General features: G+C 73.4%; 18 protein-coding genes. 3 read left to right on the top strand and 15 right to left on the bottom strand.

Annotation, left to right across the window (positions count from 1 at the left end):
- Nucleotides 1–48 precede the first annotated feature (48 nt).
- Complete coding sequence (gene coaA, locus BRM1_RS13210) at nucleotides 49–1,113, top strand: type I pantothenate kinase (protein WP_268526543.1); 1,065 nt, start codon at nucleotides 49–51, stop codon at nucleotides 1,111–1,113.
- 103 nt (nucleotides 1,114–1,216) lie between these two features.
- Nucleotides 1,217–3,094: an ABC transporter ATP-binding protein gene (locus tag BRM1_RS13205; protein ID WP_268526541.1), complete on the top strand. Its 1,878-nt coding sequence runs from the start codon at nucleotides 1,217–1,219 to the stop codon at nucleotides 3,092–3,094.
- 1 nt (nucleotide 3,095) lies between these two features.
- Here BRM1_RS13205 and BRM1_RS13200 read toward each other — a convergent pair whose 3' ends face one another.
- From BRM1_RS13200 to BRM1_RS13145, 12 genes are all read right to left on the bottom strand, one after another.
- Nucleotides 3,096–4,223, bottom strand: a complete 1,128-nt coding sequence (locus BRM1_RS13200; RefSeq protein ID WP_268526539.1) for a hypothetical protein — start codon at nucleotides 4,221–4,223, stop codon at nucleotides 3,096–3,098.
- Nucleotides 4,220–5,131, bottom strand: coding sequence for an SDR family oxidoreductase (locus BRM1_RS13195; protein WP_160953718.1), 912 nt, complete (start codon nucleotides 5,129–5,131; stop codon nucleotides 4,220–4,222). The genes BRM1_RS13200 and BRM1_RS13195 overlap by 4 nt, the downstream gene beginning before the upstream one ends.
- A 75-nt stretch (nucleotides 5,132–5,206) precedes the next feature.
- Nucleotides 5,207–5,665, bottom strand: coding sequence for a hypothetical protein (locus BRM1_RS13190; protein ID WP_160953719.1), 459 nt, complete (start codon nucleotides 5,663–5,665; stop codon nucleotides 5,207–5,209).
- Nucleotides 5,666–5,746: 81 nt separating this feature from the next.
- Entirely contained in the window at nucleotides 5,747–6,430 is a 684-nt protein-coding gene (locus BRM1_RS13185) for a phosphonatase-like hydrolase (protein WP_268526535.1), read from the bottom strand.
- Between the two features lie 153 nt (nucleotides 6,431–6,583).
- Complete coding sequence (gene glmM / locus BRM1_RS13180; protein WP_268526532.1) at nucleotides 6,584–7,945, bottom strand: phosphoglucosamine mutase; 1,362 nt, start codon at nucleotides 7,943–7,945, stop codon at nucleotides 6,584–6,586.
- Nucleotides 7,946–8,023: 78 nt separating this feature from the next.
- Nucleotides 8,024–8,866 carry a phosphosulfolactate synthase gene (locus BRM1_RS13175; RefSeq protein ID WP_160953722.1) on the bottom strand — a complete coding sequence of 281 codons (843 nt, stop codon included), beginning with the start codon at nucleotides 8,864–8,866 and terminating at the stop codon, nucleotides 8,024–8,026.
- Between the two features lie 69 nt (nucleotides 8,867–8,935).
- On the bottom strand, nucleotides 8,936–10,324 hold the full coding sequence (locus tag BRM1_RS13170; protein WP_268526528.1) for an MmgE/PrpD family protein: 1,389 nt from the start codon (nucleotides 10,322–10,324) through the stop codon (nucleotides 8,936–8,938).
- Between the two features lie 178 nt (nucleotides 10,325–10,502).
- On the bottom strand, nucleotides 10,503–11,015 hold the full coding sequence (rpsI, locus tag BRM1_RS13165) for a 30S ribosomal protein S9 (protein ID WP_160953724.1): 513 nt from the start codon (nucleotides 11,013–11,015) through the stop codon (nucleotides 10,503–10,505).
- A 33-nt stretch (nucleotides 11,016–11,048) separates the two neighbouring features.
- Nucleotides 11,049–11,492 carry a 50S ribosomal protein L13 gene (gene rplM / locus BRM1_RS13160; protein WP_160953725.1) on the bottom strand — a complete coding sequence of 148 codons (444 nt, stop codon included), beginning with the start codon at nucleotides 11,490–11,492 and terminating at the stop codon, nucleotides 11,049–11,051.
- 266 nt (nucleotides 11,493–11,758) lie between these two features.
- Nucleotides 11,759–14,134, bottom strand: coding sequence for a bifunctional metallophosphatase/5'-nucleotidase (locus tag BRM1_RS13155; RefSeq protein ID WP_268526525.1), 2,376 nt, complete (start codon nucleotides 14,132–14,134; stop codon nucleotides 11,759–11,761).
- Nucleotides 14,135–14,245: 111 nt separating this feature from the next.
- Complete coding sequence (gene truA, locus BRM1_RS13150) at nucleotides 14,246–15,121, bottom strand: tRNA pseudouridine(38-40) synthase TruA (protein WP_268526523.1); 876 nt, start codon at nucleotides 15,119–15,121, stop codon at nucleotides 14,246–14,248.
- A gap of 2 nt (nucleotides 15,122–15,123) precedes the next feature.
- Nucleotides 15,124–15,795, bottom strand: a complete 672-nt coding sequence (locus tag BRM1_RS13145; protein ID WP_268526521.1) for a hypothetical protein — start codon at nucleotides 15,793–15,795, stop codon at nucleotides 15,124–15,126.
- A 123-nt stretch (nucleotides 15,796–15,918) separates the two neighbouring features.
- Between BRM1_RS13145 and BRM1_RS13140 the strand changes: the two genes are divergently transcribed.
- On the top strand, nucleotides 15,919–17,061 hold the full coding sequence (locus BRM1_RS13140; protein WP_268526520.1) for a glycosyltransferase family 4 protein: 1,143 nt from the start codon (nucleotides 15,919–15,921) through the stop codon (nucleotides 17,059–17,061).
- A 7-nt stretch (nucleotides 17,062–17,068) separates the two neighbouring features.
- Here BRM1_RS13140 and BRM1_RS13135 read toward each other — a convergent pair whose 3' ends face one another.
- Genes BRM1_RS13135 through BRM1_RS13125 form a run of 3 tightly spaced genes read right to left on the bottom strand, consistent with a single transcriptional unit; the run spans nucleotide 17,069 to nucleotide 19,039 of the window.
- Nucleotides 17,069–17,683: an energy-coupling factor transporter transmembrane component T family protein gene (locus BRM1_RS13135; protein ID WP_268526519.1), complete on the bottom strand. Its 615-nt coding sequence runs from the start codon at nucleotides 17,681–17,683 to the stop codon at nucleotides 17,069–17,071.
- Nucleotides 17,680–18,435, bottom strand: a complete 756-nt coding sequence (locus tag BRM1_RS13130; protein ID WP_268526517.1) for an energy-coupling factor ABC transporter ATP-binding protein — start codon at nucleotides 18,433–18,435, stop codon at nucleotides 17,680–17,682. Before BRM1_RS13130 ends, BRM1_RS13135 begins: the two co-directional genes overlap by 4 nt.
- Nucleotides 18,425–19,039 (bottom strand): biotin transporter BioY, encoded by a 615-nt coding sequence (locus tag BRM1_RS13125; protein WP_160953269.1) that lies wholly within the window; start codon nucleotides 19,037–19,039, stop codon nucleotides 18,425–18,427. Before BRM1_RS13125 ends, BRM1_RS13130 begins: the two co-directional genes overlap by 11 nt.
- Between the last annotated feature and the right edge of the window lie 79 nt (nucleotides 19,040–19,118).

Genomic DNA, 19,118 nt, shown 5'->3' with positions numbered 1-19,118 from the left:
ACACGCGCCCGACCGCCGCCTGAGACGCGCGCATGAGACAATCGGGGCATGCCGACCGACTCGGATGCCGCCCCCGCTCCCCACCACCACGTGGACCTCGAGCCCGCCCGGCGCCTCGTGGGCCTGCGGCCCACCCGGCGCGCGGCCGATGCGGACTCCCTGTCCCCCTACTGGAGCTTCGACCGCACCTCGTGGTCGCAGCTGGCCGAGACGATGCCGCTGCCGCTGACCGCCCCGGACATCGAGCGGCTGCGCGGCCTGGGCGAGCGCATCGACGAGGGCGAGGTTTCGTCGATCTACCTGCCGCTCTCGCGCCTGCTCAACCTCTACGTCTCCGCGCGCGAGCTCAAGCACGACATCACCCGCGAGTTCCTCGCTCCGCTGCACGCCGACGGCCGCGATCCCGTGCCCAACCGCACGCCGTTCGTCATCGGCGTGGCCGGCTCCGTGGCCGTGGGCAAGTCGACGACCGCGCGCGTGCTGCGCGAGATGCTCGCCCGCTGGCCGGACACCCCGCACGTCGAGCTCATCACGACCGACGGCTTCCTCTTCCCCAACGCGGAGCTCGAGCGGCGCGGGATCGCCAACCGCAAGGGCTTCCCCGAGTCCTACGACCGGCGCTCGCTGCTGCGCTTCCTCGCGGCCGTGAAGTCCGGCGCCCCCGAGGCCCGCGCCCCCGTCTACTCCCACCACACGTACGACATCGTGCCCGGCGCCGAGGTCACGGTGCGCGCCCCGGAGGTGCTCATCGTCGAGGGCCTCAACGTCCTCCAGCCGGCCCGGCCGCGCTCGGACGGGCGAATGGGCGTGAGCGTGAGCGACTACTTCGACTTCTCCGTCTACGTCGACGCGAAGCCCCACGACATCCGCAACTGGTACATCGAGCGCTTCCTCAGCCTCCAGCACAGCGCGTTCTCCCAGCCGGACTCCTACTTCCACCGCTTCAGCAAGCTCGACACCGCCGACGCCCGCGCCCTTGCCGGGGAGATCTGGGACTCGATCAACGCGCCCAACCTCGCCCAGAACGTCGCGCCCAGCCGCGGGCGCGCCGATCTCATCCTCTCGAAGTCCCCCGATCACACGGTGCGCCGGATCCAGCTGCGCAAGCTCTGAGGCGCGGCCGGCAGGGCGGCCTGCGGGAATGGACCGCGCGCCCGGCGGGTTGTAGGTGGGTCCGCAGCCCACCGCCCACGCAGCCCACCGCCCCAGGAGCCCCATGTCGACACCCTCGCCGCAGGCGGCGATGTACCGCGCCACGAGCTCGCGCCGGACCGCCGGCGACGCCCCCGCGCGCATCACGCGGGCGACCCTGCGGCGCATCGCCGGGTTCGCCCGGCCCCACCGGGCCGCGCTGACGGCCTTCCTCGCGCTCTCCGCGCTCGCCTCGGTGCTCGGCGTCCTCACCCCCACGCTCGCGGGGCGGGTGGTCAACCTCATCACCGGGTCCGGCCCGATCTCCGCGATCGTCGCGCTCGCCGCGCTCATGGCCGGCCTCGCGCTCGCCGATGCCGCGCTCACGCTCGCCAACCGGCGCCTGTCCGCCGGGATCGGCGAGGGCATCATCTTCGACCTGCGGACCGCGGTGTTCGACCACGTGCAGCGGATGCCCGCGGCCTTCTTCAGCCGCACCCGCACCGGGGCGCTCGTCTCCCGGCTGAACTCGGACGTGATGGGCGCCCAGCGGGCATTCTCCAACACTCTCTCCGGCGTCGTCACGAACCTCATCTCCGTCGTGCTCACACTCGTGGTGATGGTGACGATCTCGTGGCAGGTCACCGCCCTCGCGCTGCTGCTCGTGCCGATCTTCGTCCTGCCCACCCGTCTGCTGGCCGGCCGGCTGGCCCGCCTCCAGTTCGAGACGGCGGACCTCAACGCCGCGATGTCGACGCGCATGACCGAGCGGTTCTCCGCCGGCGGTGCGATCCTCATCAAGCTCTTCGGCAGCCCCGCGCGCGAATCGGCGGAGTTCGCGCTGCGGGCCGGGCGCGTGCGCGACATCGGGGTGCGCACCGCGATGCTGCAGGCGGCCTTCGTCACGGCCCTCACCCTCGTCTCCGCCCTGGCGCTCGCGCTCGTCTACGGCCTGGGCGGCGCGCAGGCGGTCCTCGGCCACCTCGACGCCGGGCGCGTCGTGGCGCTGGCCATGCTCCTCACCCGGGTCTACACGCCGCTGACCATGCTCGCGAATGCGCGGATGGACATCACGAGCGCGATCGTGAGCTTCGAGCGCGTCTTCGAGATCCTCGACCTGCGCCCGGCCATCCGGGAGCCCGAGGCGCCCCGGCCGCTGCCGGCCGGCCCGCTGGCCGTGCGCTACGACGGCGTCCGGTTCGCCTACCCGTCGGCCAGCGAGGTCTCCCTGGCCAGCCTCGAAGACGTCGAGGCGCTCGATCCCCGCGCCGGCGAGGAGGTCCTCCACGGCATCTCGTTCGACATCCCCGCCGGGCACACGGTGGCCCTCGTGGGCTCCTCCGGGGCCGGGAAGTCCACGCTCGCCTCCCTGCTGCCGCGGCTGCACGACGTCACCGCGGGGGCCGTGAGCGTGGGCGGGGTCGACGTGCGCGAGCTGTCGTTTGCCGACCTGCGCGCCGCGGTGGGCATGGTGAGCCAGGACGGCCACCTGTTCCACGAGTCCATCCGGGAGAACCTGCTGCTCGCAGCGCCCGCGGCCACGGACGAGCAGCTGCGCGCGGCGGTGGAGGCCGCCCGGCTGGGCGAGGTGCTGGCCGAGCTGCCCGATGGGCTCGACACCGTCATCGGCGAGCGCGGCTACCGGCTGTCCGGCGGGGAGCGCCAGCGCCTGACGATCGCGCGGATGCTGCTGGCCGCGCCCCCGGTGGTCGTCCTCGACGAGGCCACCAGCGCCCTCGACTCGACGAACGAGGCCGCCGTCCAGGACGCGCTCGCCCACGTCATGGAGCACAGCACCGCGCTCGTCATCGCCCACCGGCTGTCCACGGTGCGCAGCGCGGACGAGATCCTCGTCATCGAGCACGGCGCGATCGTCGAGCGGGGCCCGCACGCGCGGCTGCTGGTCGCCGGCGGGCGCTACGCGCAGCTCTACGAGACCCAGTTCGCCCGGCAGGACGGCTGAGCTAGGAGGCGGCCTCGGCGCCCTCCGCCGCGGCCGCTTCGTCCTTGGCCGCGTCCTCCTGCTGGACGCGCAGCCGCTCGCGCTGGCCGTGGGTGAGCCGGCGGATGTCGGCATCGGAGTCGAAGCTCGCGCCCAGCGCGCCGGCGATGAGTCCCATCGAGGCGCTGAGCACGGCGATCCGCAGGTAGTTCATGAACCCTGCCGGGTGGCCCAGGATGTCGGCCATGTAGCGCACGTCGATGACGACGAGCGAGCCGCCCAGGATGAGCGCGCCGAGCGCCGCGAAGAGCGCGAGCACGCACACGAGCAGCGTGATGACCGTGGAGACGTTGTAGTAGAAGACGACGGAGGCGAGGCTCTCGCGCTCCGGGCGGTCCCACAGCCGGTTGCTCGCCATGAGCCAGGCGACCATGACGACCATGGCCAGCGCGGCGATCGCGAGCAGCCGCGGCCAGGGCAGGTAGTCCGCCATGATCCAGATCGAGTTGTAGAAGATGCCGAAGGCGCCGGCGGCGGCGGCCGCGGCGAGCACGCCGGACAGCCGGGGCAGGGAGCGCCACGGCTCGTTGGCCACGACCATGCCCGTCACGAGCCTGGGCCCGCCGAAGAACGTGTGCGCGTGGAGCGCGTAGCTGCGCTCGGACTCGCGGTAGCCCCACCGGCTCCAGTGCGGCTCCGGGTTGCCCGAGCCGTCCTTGAAGCCCAACTCAATGCGCTGGATGCACGCGGCGAGGATCCGGGTGAGGCGGCGCCTCGTGGCGAGCGCCCCGAACGTGGGGCAGGAGACGACGCCCACCTGCTCGTCGGGGAAGACCTCGGCGATGAGCGGGTGGCCGCGCTCGTGGCGGGGGATCTCCGTGAGCAGGATGGTGATGGGCGCCTCGGAATACTGCGCGTTGAGGTCGCGGGCTGTGGCGAGGTCGAGCGCGTGGTCCGGGGTGAGGAGGATGAGGCGGGTCTCGATCGCCACGTCCACGGTGTGCCGACCGCCCTCGCTCAGCGCCTCGGCCAGCGGCTCGGCCACCGCCTCGGCGCGCTCGGTGGGCACGCCGGGGTCGGCGACGAGCAGCACGCGCAGCGGATGCGGCGCGATGCTGCCGTCGCCGGCCGCCCTCGCGGCCCGTCTCACGGAGTGGGCTGCCCGCCGGTCACGCTGAGCGTCTCGCCGACCACGTAGCTCGACTCCGGCGACGTGAGGAACACGTAGGCGGGGGCGAGCTCGGTGGGCTGGCCCGCGCGGCCCAGCGGCGTGCTCTTGCCGAACTCCGGCAGGGCGTCCTTCGGCTGGCCGTCGGAGACCTGCAGCGGCGTCCAGATGGGGCCGGGTGCCACGGCGTTCACGCGGATCCCGCGCGGCGCGAGCTGCTGGGCCAGGCCCTTGCTGAACGCGTTGATGGCCGCCTTCGTCGACGCGTAGTCGATGAGGTGCGGGGACGGGGTGTAGGCCTGGACCGACGTCGAGTTCACGATCGTGGAGCCCGCGGGCATGATGGCCGCCGCCGCCTTCGAGATCGTGAACATCGCGTGGACGTTCGTCTGGTACGTCTTCGACCACTGCTCATCGCTCAGGTCCGCGATGTCCTCGACCGCGATCTGGCGGCCCGCGTTGTTCACCACGGCGTCCAGGCCGCCCAGCGCCTCGGCCGCATGGCCGACGAGGTCCGCGGCGAAGGCCTCATCGGAGAGGTCGCCGGGGAACAGGAACGCCCGGGCGCCCGAGGCCTCGATGACGTCGCGCACGTGCTGGGCGTCGTCCTCCTCGTCGGGCAGGTAGTTGAGCGCGACGTCCGCGCCCTCCCGGCCGAAGGCGATCGCGACGGCGGCGCCGATCCCGGAGTCCGCACCGGTGATGAGCGCGCGGCGGCCCTTGAGGCGGCCGGTGCCGCGGTAGCTGTCCTCGCCGCGGTCGGTCTGCGGCTCGAGGTCGCGGTCGAGGCCCGGCTCGGGCTGGTCCTGCTTGGGCGGGGTGATCTCCGGGAACCGGGTGACCGGGTCCTGGAAGGTGAGCTGATCGGTCTGCTCGTCGGCCTGTGACATGGGTGCCTCCTTCGTTAAGTGCGCACCGCCGCGCCCCGGCGGCGGCCGGGGGCAGCAAGGCGTCTTGCCACCACCCTACGCGCGCGGGGGCCCCGGACGCGAGCGCAGGGTCAGGCGGCCCACGGGAACGAAGGCCAGGGCGGCCGGCACGCACACGATCGCCAGGCACAGCGCCACGTAGAGCGCGTTCGTCAGCCACAGGACCGCGAGCAGGTAGACGATGAGCGGCGCGGACAGCGCCAGGAACAGGGCGGTGAGCCACAGCCAGCGCCACGGCGGGCCCGCGCTCGCGCGACCGGGCGCCGGCGCCTGCCCGTCCAGCGGCACGGCGCGGGCGCGCACCCAGCCCACGACGGCGCCCAGCGCGGCGGCGAGTGCCCCGAGCACGGCGAACGAGCTCGTCAGCCCCGCGAGCACGGCGATCGGCCCGCTCAGGCCGCCCGCCGCGCGCAGCACCAGGGTGAGCGCGCAGACGAACAGGGCGGCCGCGGCGGTGCAGCCGGCGGCGACGAGGGCGCTGCGCGGGGGTGTCATGGGCCCATCATCCCAGCGGGCCCGCCCCCGCGCTCGCGGTCCCACTCCGCGAGCCGAGGCGGTCCGCCCCCCCCAGGCGGCTCAGAGGCCCAGGTGGGCCGGCAGGTCCGCGAGCGAGTCCAGCACGGCGGTGGCCCCGGCGGCCTCGAGCGCGGGGCGCTCGAGCTTGCCCGTCAGCACGCCGATGACGTGCGCGGCGCCGGCGTTGCGGCCGGCCTCGACGTCGACCCGCGTGTCCCCGGCCACCACGACGGTGCCGACCGCGGCGGTGCCGGTGGCCTCCATCGCGGAGAAGATCATGTACGGGTAGGGCCGGCCCGCGGCCACCGTGTCGGCGGTGATGAGCGCGTCGAGCAGCTCGCCCTCGCCCACCTTCCAGCCCAGCTGGGCCAGCAGCGGCTCGGCGACGTCGGCGGAGAAGCCGGTCGTGAGCGCCACCTTGGCGCCGGCGGCGCGCAGCGCGCGCATGGTGTCCTCCGCACCGGGCAGGGCGACCGGCGGGTCTTCGCGGTAGCGCTGGGCGAGCAGCTCCTTGAACCGGGCGAAGGCCGCCTCGACCCGCTCGGCGGTGGGCTCGACCCCGCCCTCGGACATGAGGTGGGAGATCGCCTCCGTCTTGTCCGCGCCCATCCACGTCTGCACGCCCTCGTCCGTGACGGCCGCGCCGGTCTCCTCCACGGCCTCGCGCAGCACGCGGTAGACCCCGCCGTGCTCGTCGACCGTGGTGCCGGCGATGTCGAAGGCTGCCAGGCTGATCTGGGGCATGTGGGCGACTCCTCGGATGCGAGATGTTGTGTGCGTGGGGGCTGGTGCGGTGCCGGGGGCGGCACGGCGAGGCTAGCACCGCGGGCCGGCCCCGGCCCCGCTGCCCGGCGGCGGGCGGGTGAACAGCCGGCCAACGCCTCGGGCGCGGGCGGCTCAGCCGCCCAGACTCAGGCGGTCCCGGACGACCGCGGCCAGGCGCTGGGCCTGCGCCTTGGCCTGGGCGGCGGAGGCGGCCTCGACCATCACCCGGATGAGGGGCTCCGTGCCCGAGGCGCGCAGCAGCACCCGCCCGGTGTCGCCGAGCTCCTCCTCCACCGCGGCGACCTCCGCGGCGACCTGCGCATCGTCCGTGCGCGCCTTGTCCACGCCGCGCACGTTGACGAGCTCCTGGGGCAGCTGCGGGATCTCGGCTGCGAGGTCGGCGAGCGTGCGGCGCTCGGCGGCCATCCGGTGCATGATGTGCAGCGCGGTCTGGACGCCGTCGCCGGTGGTGCCGTGGTCGAGCATGAGGACGTGACCGGACTGCTCGCCGCCCAGGGAGTAGCCGTCGGCGAGCATGCGCTCGAGCACGTAGCGGTCCCCCACGGCGGTCTGGACGGTGTCGATGCCGTGCTCGCCCATCGCCAGGCGCAGGCCCAGGTTGGACATGACGGTGGTGACGAGCGTGCCCCGGGCCAGCCGGCCGGCCGAGTGCAGCCCGATCGCGAGGATGCCCATGATCTGGTCGCCGTTGACCTCGCGGCCCAGCGCGTCGACGGCCAGGCAGCGGTCCGCGTCCCCGTCGAAGGCGACGCCCAGGTCCGCCTGGTGCTCGACGACCGCGGCCTGGAGGTTGCCGATGTGGGTCGAGCCCACGCCGTCGTTGATGTTGAGGCCGTCGGGCTCGGCGGCGATGACGATAACCTCGGCACCGGCCTGGCGCAGGGCGGCCGGGCCCACGACGCTCGCGGCGCCGTTCGCGCAGTCGACGACCACCGAGAGGCCGGAGAGCGGGCGGGCGTCGGCCGCGCCCAAGGTGGCCACGAGGTGCTCGGTGAATTCGTCCGCGGCCGCCGGGTACCGGTTGATCCGGCCCACCGCGGCCCCGGTGGGCCGCTCCCAGTCCGTCTCGAGCACGGCGAGGATCTCGTCCTCGACCGCGTCGTCGAGCTTGGTGCCGCCGGGGCCGAAGAACTTGATGCCGTTGTCCGGCATGGGGTTGTGCGAGGCCGAGAGCACGACGCCGAACGCGGCGCCGGTGGCCGCCACCGCGTGGGCGACGCCCGGGGTGGGCAGGATGCCGGCGTCGCGGACGTCCACGCCGGTCGACGCGATGCCCGCGCACGTGGCCGCGGAGAGGAACTCGCCGCTGATGCGCGTGTCGCGGCCGACGATGGCCACGGGCCGCGCGCCGTCGGCCGCCTGGGCCGCGCCCAGGACTCGCGAGCCCGCGACCGCGAGCTGCAGGGCCAGGCGGGCGGTGATGTCCGCGTTCGCCAGGCCCCTGGCCCCGTCCGTTCCGAACAGTCTCGACATTGCGCTTCCTTCCGTTTGCCTGCGCGCCAGTCTAGTTCGGCCGGCGCGCAGGCTCGCGGAGGGTGGGCGGGGCGGGTCTCAGCCGCGCGGGGCGGGGTTGATGACGCGGCCCCACGTGCTCTTGTTGCCCCAGATGTTCTGGCGCAGGCCCTCGAGCTGGAGGATCTGGGAGTGGTCGACGAACAGGTTAACCTCGTTGCCGTAGTTCTTGATGTACCACTCGAAGACCGGGCCGTCGGCGGCCTCGAACATGACGTTGTCCAGGCCCAGGCCGTTGATGATCGAGGCGGCCGCGGCGGTGTTCCACTCCGTGACGTTCTCCGTGATGCCCTCGGACTCGATCATGATGATCGAGGCGCCGGCGTCGAGGGCGCGCCGGCCGCGGTCGACGAGGTCGCCGATGTCCTTCGCGGACTCCGCGGCGAGCTCCGCCTCGCCGGAGTCGCCCCCGGAGCCGATCTGGATGCCGAGCTCCGGCTTGGCCTTGAGGCCGGCCTTCGTCACCTTCTCCACGAGGCGCTCGAGGCCGCTGGTGGGCAGCATGATGAAGCCGGTGGAGATCTCGATGACGTCGAAGCCCACCTCCTTGGCCTGCTTGAGGTATTCGTCGACGGCGTCATCCCCGTAGCGCAGCACGGTCTCGATCCAGCCACCGGAGGAGACGTAGGAGTCGTTCTCGTGGGCGATGTCGCTGAACGCGCGCACCTGCTCCTGCGGGACGAGGGCGAACGAGCCGCCCGCCCACTTGATGCCGTCCACCCACTGGCCGGCGACGTCGAAGACGTCGCGCAGGTGGCGGGTGCCGAAGGTGGAGTAGTAGGGGGCGCGGATCTCGGTCATCCCGATGGTGCGCGGCTTGGCGGGGCGCCAGGCGCGGGGGACGAAGTTCATGGCGACGTCGAAGTCGATGGCATTGGACATGGTGGTGGTCCTTCCTTCGTGATGGGTTCGCGGGGTGGTCGGTGCGGGTGGGTCCGGGGGCCGGTTCGCTCAGGAGCGCTCGCGGCCAACCTGGGCGAGCAGCTCGGTGAGCGCGCTGACCGGGCGGTCCTCGAGGCCGTGGATGGTCTGCGCAAGGCGCTCGCGGAGGTCGGCAGCGGCGAACGGGGCGGCCAGGGCGTCGAACTTCTCGCGGGCGGCCTCCCACGTCAGCGGGTGGGTCGTGAAGCCCTCGTAGTCATCGGTCTGGGCGCGGAAGACCGTTCCGTCGCCCAGGGTGACCGTGAGGTCGGCGCACATGTGCTCCGGGAAGCGGTCGCTGAACTCCTGGGAGGGGGTGATCGCCACCTTGCGCATGAGGTCCTGCACGTCGTCGGCGACGATGCGCTCGGGCTCGTACTGCTCGGGGTTGAGGCGCCCGTCGAGCAGCACGACCGCGAGCATCCACGGCAGCGAGTGGTCCGCCTCCTCCTTCGTGCGCACGAGCCGCTTGTCGCCCTCCTCCCCGCCGCCGATGATCCGGTGGGCGACGTCGAAGGTCGTCAGCTCGACCTTCGCGATCGCATCGGCGCGGAAGCCCTCCTGGGCGCGGATGTCCTGGGCCGCATCGAGCGCGGACTGGGAGTGGATCTCCGCGTTGTGCTTCTTGATGATCGTGCCGGTGACCTTCTCGAGGTCCTCGGCGGACCAGTCGAGCTCGTAGTCCCCGGCCAGGGCGCGGAAGCCCTTGTTGCCCTCGAAGACGGCCTCGGGACCCGTGATGCCATGCGCGGCGAGTTGGGCTGCGAACACGCCCTCCTTCGCCACGTGCGGGTAGGCCAGGCCCTTCCAGTGGCTGAGGTTGCCGGTGCGGGTCACGCGCAGCGCCACGTTGGCGGTGCCGCAGATCGCGGCCGCGTTGGCGATCTGGTCCTCGTCCAGGCCCATGGCCCGGGCCGCGGCGGCGCCGGCGGCGAACGCGCCCTGCGTCGTGTGGTCGAAGCCCAGGTCGCGCACCGGCGCCACGTCGGAGAGCCGGGCGTGGATCTGGTAGGCCACCGCGAACGCGGTGAGGAATTCCCGGCCACTGGCGCCCACGGACTCCGCGCCGGCGAGGACGGCGCCCATGTTGTCCGAGGGGTGGTTCGTCTCCCCCTTCGCGAGGTAGGCGTCCATGAAGTCGAGGTACCGGCTGAGCGCCGCGTTGTAGAAGGCGGCGTGGTCGGGGCTCGCAGAGCCGCCGCCGATGAGCGTGGCGCCCGTGCCGCCGTCGGCGGTGACGAGCGCGCGGATCGCCCGCAGCGGCTGCGCGTCGAGCGCGCCGATCGCCACGCCCACCGTGTCGAGCACGCGGATCTTGAGCTGCTCGAGTGCCGCCGGGCTGAGCTGGGACAGGTCCGCCTGCGCGGCGAAGCGCGCGAGCTGCTGGACCTCGGTGCGGGATTCGGTCGGAGCTGACATCCGTTCTCTCCTCTCTGCCGGGCCGCCACTGCTACTCGATCGCTTTAGGTACTCCTAGCCTAAGCAGCATGTATCTCGACGTCAAGCTACTTTTGAGGAGACGTGAATCACAGCAGGCCCCGACCAAGCGGTCGGGGCCTGCTGTGCGGTGCGGTGCGCCGAGCTGCGGCGCGGTCGATCAGCGCTTCGAGAACTGCGGCGCCTTGCGGGCCTTCTTGAGGCCCGCCTTCTTGCGCTCGGGCACGCGCGCGTCGCGGGTGAGGAAGCCTGCCTTCTTCAGCTCCGCGCGGTTGGCCTCGCGGTCGATCTCGTTGAGCGAGCGGGCGATGCCCAGGCGGACCGCGCCGGCCTGGCCGGAGGGGCCGCCGCCGTGGATCCGCACGTGGACGTCGAAGCGGCCCTCGAGGTCGAGCAGGCGGAAGGGCTCGTTGACGAGCTGCTGGTGCAGCTTGTTCGGGAAGTAGGTCTCCAGGTCGCGGCCGTTGATGGTCCATTCGCCGGAGCCCGGGACCAGGCGCACGCGGGCGATCGCCTGCTTGCGGCGGCCCACGCCGGAGCCGGGGGCGGTGATGGACTGCCCGCGGCCGCCGGCCACGGACTCGCCCAGGCCGGCCGACGCCGGGGTCTCGGTGGAGTATTCGGTCAGTTCGACGTCCTCGACGACGTCAGGGGTGTTGGCGGTGTCAGCCACGTCTCTCCTCGGAAGTTGTGTTGCCGTCGGCGCTTACTGCGCGACCTGGCTGATTTCGTACGGCTGCGGGTTCTGGGCCGAGTGCGGGTGCTGATCGCCCGCGTAGACCTTGAGCTTGCGCATCTGCGCACGGCCCAGGCGGTTCTTGGGCACCATGCCCGCGATGGCCTTCTCGACGGCGCGCTCCGGGTAGGTGGCGAGCAGCTCCGTGTAGTTCACGCTCTTGAGGCCGCCGGGGTAGTTCGAGTGGCGGTAGGCGCGCTTCTGCTCCAGCTTGGCGCCGGTGAGCGCGACCTTGTCGGCGTTGATGATGATCACGAAATCACCCGTGTCGACGTGGGGGGCGAACGTCGGCTTGTGCTTGCCGCGCAGCAGGCGCGCGGCCTGCGAGGCAAGCCGGCCGAGGACCACGTCCGTGGCATCGATGACGTGCCACTGGCGCTGAACATCGCCGGGCTTCGGGGTGTACGTACGCAAAAGTAGCCTTCTTCTCGTTGTACTTCGGTCCACAGCACGGTTGGGCGCGCAGGTCGTGATCTGGCGGTGCGCCCAAACAGGCTTTCTCTCATGCGCGGTACGAATCGGGACCCACCGGCCTGCAACGCGACTAGAGGCGAAAGGGGCACGCAGACGTACGCAACGACTAGCAAATCTAGCGCAGTCCGGCCCCGCCGCGCAAATGCGCGACGGGGCCGGACGGTCATCCCGGGTCACCGGGCGGGGCGCTCAGCCCCGGCGGGGGCTCAGTCCCGGCGGCGGGTCAGCGCCATCGTCGCGCCGCCCACGAGGAGCAGGAGCGCAGCCGCGCCCACGAGGCCGGCGATCTGGGCGCCGGTGCGCGGCAGGTGCCCGCTGCCGGAGCCGCTGTCGTCGCGGCCGTCGTCTCCGGGCCGCTGCGGGCCCGAGGTGCTGCTGGGCTCCTCGCCCGGGCCTGGCTGGCCGGGTCCCTGGCTGGGGTCCTGGCTGGGATCCTGGCTCGGCTCGCCGCTGGGCTGCTCACTGGGCGGCTGCGTGGGGTCCGGTGCCGGGGCTGCGTCGACCTCGGCCGCGTGGACGAGCGGCAGCGGATCGTCGTCCCAGAACGCGTGCGCGCGGTCGGACGTCAGCGCGACCTGCAGCGGCTGCGCGGTGGCGGGCGCGGCCTGCGCGGCGGCTGCGCGGGCGCCCCGGGCGCTCGCCTGGGCGCCCTGTGCCCCGCCGGAGACCGTGAACGCGACCTTCGCGGTGCCGGCCCTGCGCGCCTCGATGATGAGCTCGGAGCCATCGGCCTTCGTGCCCTCGGCAGCGGCGAATGCCACCTTCGCGCCCTGCGGCGCGCTCACGGCGAAGCGCAGCGGACCGGGCACGTCCTTCTTCGCGGCGAGCGTGAGCTCGTAGCGCTGCCCCGTCTCGCCGCCGCCCTGCGCGACCTTGACGCTGTAGGACAGGTCGTTTGCCTCGATCATGTCCTCGGCGGCATCGGCCTGGCGCTCCCTGCGGTCCGGGGCGAGGTCCTTGTGCTTGGCGAAGTAGGACTTCCACACGTCGAAGTCGGTGAGCCCGGACTGCTCGAACTCCCCCTTGGAAAGGGCGGTGAAGTTGTCCCCGCCGGCGGCCAGGAAGCTTAGCGTGGCCACGCGGTAGGTCTTGTCCGCGTCGATCTTCTTGCCGTCGATGAGCACGGACTTCACGCGCTGCTTGGTGTCCTTCGAGTCGTAGACGACGCGCACGTTCTTCGACACGCCCAGGTGGAGGAAGGGCCGCGAGGAACCTTCGGGCTGGAACTGCTGCTCGAAGACCTCCTCGAGGTCCTTGCCCTTGAGCGCGACCACGCCGTAGTCGTTGGCGAACGGTAGCACCTGGTTGAGCTCGCCCACCGTGACCTCGCCCGGCTTCTCGGAGCCGAACTGGGAGTCCTTCTTCAGGTCCGCGCGCATCCCGCCGGGATTCGTCAGGCCCAGATCGGCCGCCTTGAGCTGCGAGCCCTCGGTGCCCTCCTTGAGCGCATCGCCCACGAGGTTGCCAAGCGTCGACTCCGCGGCGCGGTCCTCCGCGCCGTCGTCCTTCTTCGCCCGGTCGAAGTCGTCGGCGATCGTGCCGGCCACCTCCGAGCCGATCTCCTTGGCCTTGTCCTCGGCGTCCTCGATGATCCCCTTGGCCTTCTTCACGGCGGCCGAGTCGAAGTCGACGCCCTTCGTCTCGAGGAGCTTGTCCGTGCCGTCCTTGACCGTCCAGTCGCCGTTGCCCTCCGAGGTGAGGATGGACTGGCCGACCTTCGTGCCGTAGTTCGACGCCTGCATGATGGGCCGGGTGCGGTCCGTGCCGGGGATCCGCTCGGTGAAGTTCATCGACAGGTGGGTGTGGCCGAAGTACATGGCGTCGATCGAGGCGTCGGCGCCCTCGACGATCTTCTTGAACTCGGGGCCCGCCTGCTTGGCGACCTCGAGGGTCTTGTCCGGCTGCGAGGAGCCGATGTGGGCGGTGAGCACCGTCATGTCCGGCTTCTGGTCCGCCGGCAGGGCCGCCATCTCCTTGGCCGCGCGGTTGATGCCCTCGAGCGGGTCGCCGAACGTCACGTCCTTGATGCCGTCGGGTGAGACGAGGCTCGCGGTCTCCTTCGTCACGACGCCGATCACGCCGATCTTCACGCCGCCCTGCTCGATGACCTTGTAGGCCTTCATGCCGGGGGCGATGTTCTGCGTGCCCTTCGTGTAGACGTTGGCGCCCAGGAACGGGAAGTCCGCGCGCTTGGACAGCCGGTTCGCGATGTCGTCGGCGCCCTTGTCGAACTCGTGGTTGCCCACGGAGGACGCATCGAGCTCGATCGCGTTGAGGTAGTCGATCGTGGGGTTGTCCTGCTGCGAGGACGACGCGTAGGTCGAGGCGCCCACGTTGTCGCCGGAGGACACGAGTGCGGTGGGGATGTCCTTGTGCAGGCTGCGCTCGCGCTCGATGACCGAGGCGAGGCCGGCACCGGCGCCGTCGCCCAGGCGGCCGTGGAAGTCGGTGAGGGAGAGGAGCTGGACGTCCTTGCCCTTGGCGGCGGGGGCATCGGCATCGGCGGCGAGGGCCGGCACCGCCCCGAGGGGCACGAGGAGGGTGACGGCCGCGGCGGCCGCGCTCAGGCGTACGGGATGCATGCGGGACTCCGATGGGTAGGGGGAAGGCGGTGTGACCCCATCCTGCCAGGATTCGCCCAGGTTTGTGCGCAACATCTCATGAACGGCACATGAAGCACCCAGATAACAGTATCAGTGCTGGTGAGAGCCAATGTCAGGGCGCCGGGCGCGTGTCGTGCGCGCCTGGGCCGCGAACTCCTGGGGGTCCGGATAGCCGATCGCCTCGAGCACGAGGCCGTGGGCGGGCAGCACGGACATGGGCCCCAGCGCCGCCTTGCCCTCCCCCGCCTCGGCGCGGGCGAGCAGCTCGGCCGGGCGGCTGGCCGGCCACGCCCCGGAGCCCACGCGCACGAGGCCGCCCACGAGGGCGCGGACCATGTGGTGGCAGAACGCATCGGCGCGCAGGCGGACCTCGAGGGCGTCATCGGCATCGCGGGCCACCTCCAGGGCGAACAGCGTGCGCACCGTCGTGGCCTCCGGGCGCGGCTTGCAGAACGGCAGGAAGTCGTGGAGGCCCAGCAGCTCGCCGGCGGCCCTGGCCATCGCCGCCTCGTCGAGCCTGCCGCGGTGCTCGGCGGTCGAGTCCGCGCGCAGCGGATCGCGGAAGGTCGCAGCGTCCGCGAGCCGGTAGCGGTAGGCCCGCCACACAGCGGCGAAGCGGGCGTCGAAGTCCGGCGGGGCCTGCGCGGCGGAGTGGATCGCGATGTCGCGCGCACCGCCGCGGCCCAGGGCGCCGCGCAGCCGCGCAGCCAGGGCAGCGCCGGGCTCGCGGTCGCCGCGCCCGGCCAGGCGGGCGAGCGCGGGAGCCTCGAGATCGAGGTGGAGGACCTGGTGGCGGGCGTGGACACCGGCGTCGGTGCGGCCGGCGACGACCGTGGCCACGGGCGCGCCGGTGACGAGGGCGAGCGCGTCCTCGACCTCCCCCTGGACGGTGCGCAGTCCCGGCTGCCGGGCCCAGCCGTGGAAGGCGGTGCCGCGGTAGCCCAGGTCGACGCGGAAGCGGGTCACGCTCAGCCCTCGCTGAGCCGGCCGGGCCGGTAGCGGTCAGCGCCCTCGGCTTCGGCGGCGAGGCCAGAGCCGTCCGCGGGCTCCGATCCGTCCGCGGGCTCCGGCGCGTCCGGATGCGCGTAGCGCAGCCGAGCGACCGGCGCGTGGCGTCCGCGCAGCGGCAGCGACAGGGGCGCCGCACGTCGGCGGGTGTAGCGCGCGGCGTTGAGCGAGTAGTAGCGCACCCCCGCGATGATGCGGCCCTCGATGATGTGCAGCTGCGTGCTCAGGCACTCGTCGGCGGTCTCGGGCGCCGGGGCGGGGGCCGAGGCGAGCGCGGCATCGACGCGGCGCAGCGCCCGGCCCAGCTCCTCCTCGGCGGCGAGGACCGCGGCGTCGTCGGATCGCGGGGCCGGCAGCTGCCCGGCCGCCGCGTCGAGGTCGGCGAGGGCGGCGCGCAGCGCGGCGCGCTCGGGGCCCGCGGCCCGGCGGGCGCGCTCGGCGGCGGCCGCGCGCAGGGGCCCGAGCAGGGCGCGCCGCTCCCCCAGCACCACGAAGAGCTGGCGGCGGCCCTCGAGGCACAGCTCGCGGGCGAGGCTCAGCTGGTTCGAGCGCACGATAAGCGCGGTGGCGGCGGCGCCGACGAGGGCGAGGAGGACCACGGCGGCCGCGATGGCGATGATCGCCCCGTCCATGCGCGCCTCCCCAGCCGCCGGACCCTCCGGCTCCGGGTGAGTTTACCGACTCGTCCGGACTCGCTCACCTCGGCGCCACCGCCCGGCGCGCTGGCCGTCACGCGCGCCGGTCAGCCTGGTGGCGTGAGAGTTGCGATTGCTGCCGAGTCCTTCCTCCCTCAGATGAACGGCGTCGTCCACAGCATCCTGCGCGTGCTCGAGCACCTGGACGAGCGCGGCGACGAGGTCCTCGTCATCGCCCCGCAGGCCCCGCTGCGCCCCGAGCACGTGGCGGGTGCGCGCGTGGCGGGCGTGCCCTCGTTCGCGCTGCCGGGCTACCGGCGGGTGCGGGTGGCAGCGGGCGGTGTGCCGCGCATCCGGCGCCTGCTCGCCGACTTCGCCCCCGATGTCGTCCACCTCGCCTCGCCCTTCGTGCTGGGCTGGCGCGCGGCGCTGGCCTGCGAGGAGCTCGGACTGCCCGCGGTCGCGGTCTACCAGACCGAGGTGCCCGCCTATGCCGCGCGCTACGGGCTCCCGGGGCTCGAGCAGGCGCTGTGGACGCACGTGCGCGCCCTCCACGCCCGCGCCGCGCTCACCCTCGCCCCGTCGAGCCACGCGCTCGACCAGCTCGCGGACCACGGGATCGAGCGGCTCGCGCTGTGGGCGCGCGGGGTGGATGCGCACCGCTTCGATCCCGCCCACCGGTCGCAGCGATGGCGGCGCACGGTGGCCCCCGGCGGGGAGCGGATCATCGGCTGCGTCGGCCGGCTCGCGGCGGAGAAGCAGGTGGGCGATCTCGCGGCGCTGCTCGACATCGCGGGCACCCGGCTCGTCATCGTGGGTGAGGGCCCGCAGCGCCGCCGCCTCGAGGCCGCGCTGCCCGGCGCCGTGTTCACCGGCTTCCTGGGCGGCGAGGCGCTGGCCCAGGCCGTGGCGGGCTTCGACCTCATGGTGGCCCCGGGTGAGCTCGAGACCTTCTGCCAGACCATCCAGGAGGCGATGGCATCCGGCGTGCCGGTCATCGCCCCGGCCCGCGGCGGCCCGCTCGACCTCGTCGACTCCTCGCGCACCGGGTGGCTCTACGCCCCGGGCGACCTGGCGGGGATGCGCGCCCACGCGCTCGACCTGCTCGGCGATGAGGCCAAGCGCCGGGCGTTCGGGCAGGCCGCGCGCCGGGCGGTCGAGGCCCGCTCGTGGAAGGGCGTGTGCTCCCAGCTCGTGGGCCACTACGCGGCCGCGATCGAGGCGACGGCGGCCGGTGGGCCGGTGGAGCAGCTCAACCCCTGAGGTGCGCTCAGTCCCCGAGGCCCCGCGCGGCGAGTGCCCGGCCGGTATCGTCGGCGTACTTGACGGCGCGCAGCGCCACGGGCACGGTGCGCGCGCGCAGGCTGCGCTCGAGTCCGCGGGCCCGGGCCGCGTCCCCCGCGTCGGCGAACAGATCGGCGAGCACGGGGATGCTGCGCACGGTCAGCGCGGCGGCCAGGCCCGCGCGCTCGGGGCCGATGCCCACGAGGCGCACCGGCTGCGCCAGCACCTCGAAGGCGGCGAGCAGCTGGGCCACGGAGGCGGTGAGCATGAGCAGGCCCGCCGTGAGGACGCAGACGATGATCGTGCTGAGCGTCCGGGCGGCCTGCTCGGGGCCCGTGAGCCAGGCGTTGAGCCCGAGCAGGAGGAGCAGCAGCGGCCACAGCCGGGCCGCCGGCTCGAGGATCCGGCGCAGGGGCAGCCCGGCGCTCAGCCCCGCGAGCACCGCGGCCACGGCGAGGCCCAGACTGAGCCAGGGGGCGCGCACGGCCACCGCGCAGATGCCCACCGCGCACACGGCGGCGAGCTTGACGAGGGCCGGCGTGCGGTGCAGCCAGCTCGTGCCGGGGACGTAGCCTCCCAGGAACTGCTGCCTGCGCCTCACAATGCCCCCAGGACCGCCGCGCGGTAGCCGGCCACCACCTCGGCGGGGGCGCCGTGGGCGACGAGCCGGCCGGCCTCGAAGTGCAGGGCATCGTCGGCCTCGGCGGCCAGCGCGAGGTCGTGGGTGGACACGACGATGCGCAGGCCGCGCTGCGCGACGAGCCGGAAGAGCAGGGCGCGCAGCACCTCGCGGTTGCGCAGGTCGAGCAGCGTCGTGGGCTCGTCGAGGACGAGGATCGCGGGGTCGACGGCGAGCACGGCCGCGAGTGCCGCGAGCTGGCGCTGACCCCCGGAGAGCTCGTAGACGCTGCGGGCGGCGAGGTCGGCGATCCCGAGTTCGTCGAGCACGGCCAGCGCCCGCTCCCGGCGCGCGGCGGCGCGCGGTTCCGCACGGCGCAGGGAGAGCTCGACGTCCTCGCCCACCGTGGGCATGACGAGCTGGGCCGCGGGATCGGTGAAGACGAAGCCCACGCGCTCGCGCACCGCGCGGGGGCTGCGGGCGGGGTCGAGGCCGTCGACCGTGACCGTGCCCGCGTCGGCGGGCACGAGGCCGTTGAGCAGCTGGCAGAAGGTGGACTTGCCGGAGCCGTTGGAGCCCACGACGCTCGTCATGGGGGCTGCAAGGTGGGCGTCGATGTCGCTGAGGATCGTGCGGGTGACGGGCCCCTGGTCGGTCATGTCCGCCACCGCGACGCCCACCCCCGCCAGCCTGATGCCCGGCTGCGCGGGGGCGCCCTGCGGCTCAGCGGGCACGCAGCACCCGGCGGGTGAGCAGCTGGGGGAACGCGCGGTGGACGGTGACCGCGAGCGCGGCGGCCAGTGCGTTCTTCACGATGTCGCCCGGGTAGTAGAGCGCGTCGGCGGCGAACGCGGCGCCCAGCGGCAGGCCGCCGTTGACCGCCATGCCGAGCGCCCCCAGCAGGTGCACGCACACGACGCTTGCCACGACCGCGCCGGCGAACATGCCCAGCCAGAGCCTCCAGCCGGTCAGGCGGGCCAGCGCCCAGCGCGCGACGAGGCCGACGAGGAGGGCGAAGAGGGGGAAGGCGATGATGTAGCCGGCGCTGGGGCCCGCGAGCACGCCGATGCCGCCGCGGAAGCTCGAGAAGATCGGCAGGCCGATGAGGCCGAGCGCCACGTAGAGCGCCGTGGCGAGGAAGCCGCGCAGGGGGCCCAGGCACATCCCGGTGAACGCGATGATGAGCGTCTGCACCGTGATCGGCACCCCGAGTGCCCCGACGGGCACGGCGGGCGCCACGGCGGAGGCGGCGATGAGGGCGGCGAAGACGGCGACGAGCGCGGTATCGGCCGCCGCGGAGCGGGGCGCTGCTGCGGGGGCGGCGGTGGTCTGGGACACGAGGGCTCCTCGGTGGGGCGGAGTGGACCGCGCCAGTATACCTGAACGGTGTTCAGTCAGCGGCCGGGCGGCACCCGAA

It is taken from the genome of Brevibacterium sp. BRM-1 (assembly GCF_026802075.1).
Classification (GTDB): domain Bacteria; phylum Actinomycetota; class Actinomycetes; order Actinomycetales; family Brevibacteriaceae; genus Brevibacterium; species Brevibacterium rongguiense.
This window is presented reverse-complemented; position numbering and strand designations above follow the sequence as displayed.

What these genes read in the sequence shown, in the direction of transcription:
- coaA (WP_268526543.1), top strand. Translation starts at nt 49, where the DNA reads ATGCCGACCGACTCGGATGCCGCCCCCGCTCCCCACCACCACGTGGAC.
- BRM1_RS13205 (WP_268526541.1), top strand. Translation starts at nt 1,217, where the DNA reads ATGTCGACACCCTCGCCGCAGGCGGCGATGTACCGCGCCACGAGCTCG.
- BRM1_RS13195 (WP_160953718.1), bottom strand. Translation starts at nt 5,131, where the DNA reads ATGTCACAGGCCGACGAGCAGACCGATCAGCTCACCTTCCAGGACCCG.
- BRM1_RS13190 (WP_160953719.1), bottom strand. Translation starts at nt 5,665, where the DNA reads ATGACACCCCCGCGCAGCGCCCTCGTCGCCGCCGGCTGCACCGCCGCG.
- BRM1_RS13185 (WP_268526535.1), bottom strand. Translation starts at nt 6,430, where the DNA reads ATGCCCCAGATCAGCCTGGCAGCCTTCGACATCGCCGGCACCACGGTC.
- glmM (WP_268526532.1), bottom strand. Translation starts at nt 7,945, where the DNA reads ATGTCGAGACTGTTCGGAACGGACGGGGCCAGGGGCCTGGCGAACGCG.
- BRM1_RS13175 (WP_160953722.1), bottom strand. Translation starts at nt 8,866, where the DNA reads ATGTCCAATGCCATCGACTTCGACGTCGCCATGAACTTCGTCCCCCGC.
- BRM1_RS13170 (WP_268526528.1), bottom strand. Translation starts at nt 10,324, where the DNA reads ATGTCAGCTCCGACCGAATCCCGCACCGAGGTCCAGCAGCTCGCGCGC.
- BRM1_RS13155 (WP_268526525.1), bottom strand. Translation starts at nt 14,134, where the DNA reads ATGCATCCCGTACGCCTGAGCGCGGCCGCCGCGGCCGTCACCCTCCTC.
- BRM1_RS13145 (WP_268526521.1), bottom strand. Translation starts at nt 15,795, where the DNA reads ATGGACGGGGCGATCATCGCCATCGCGGCCGCCGTGGTCCTCCTCGCC.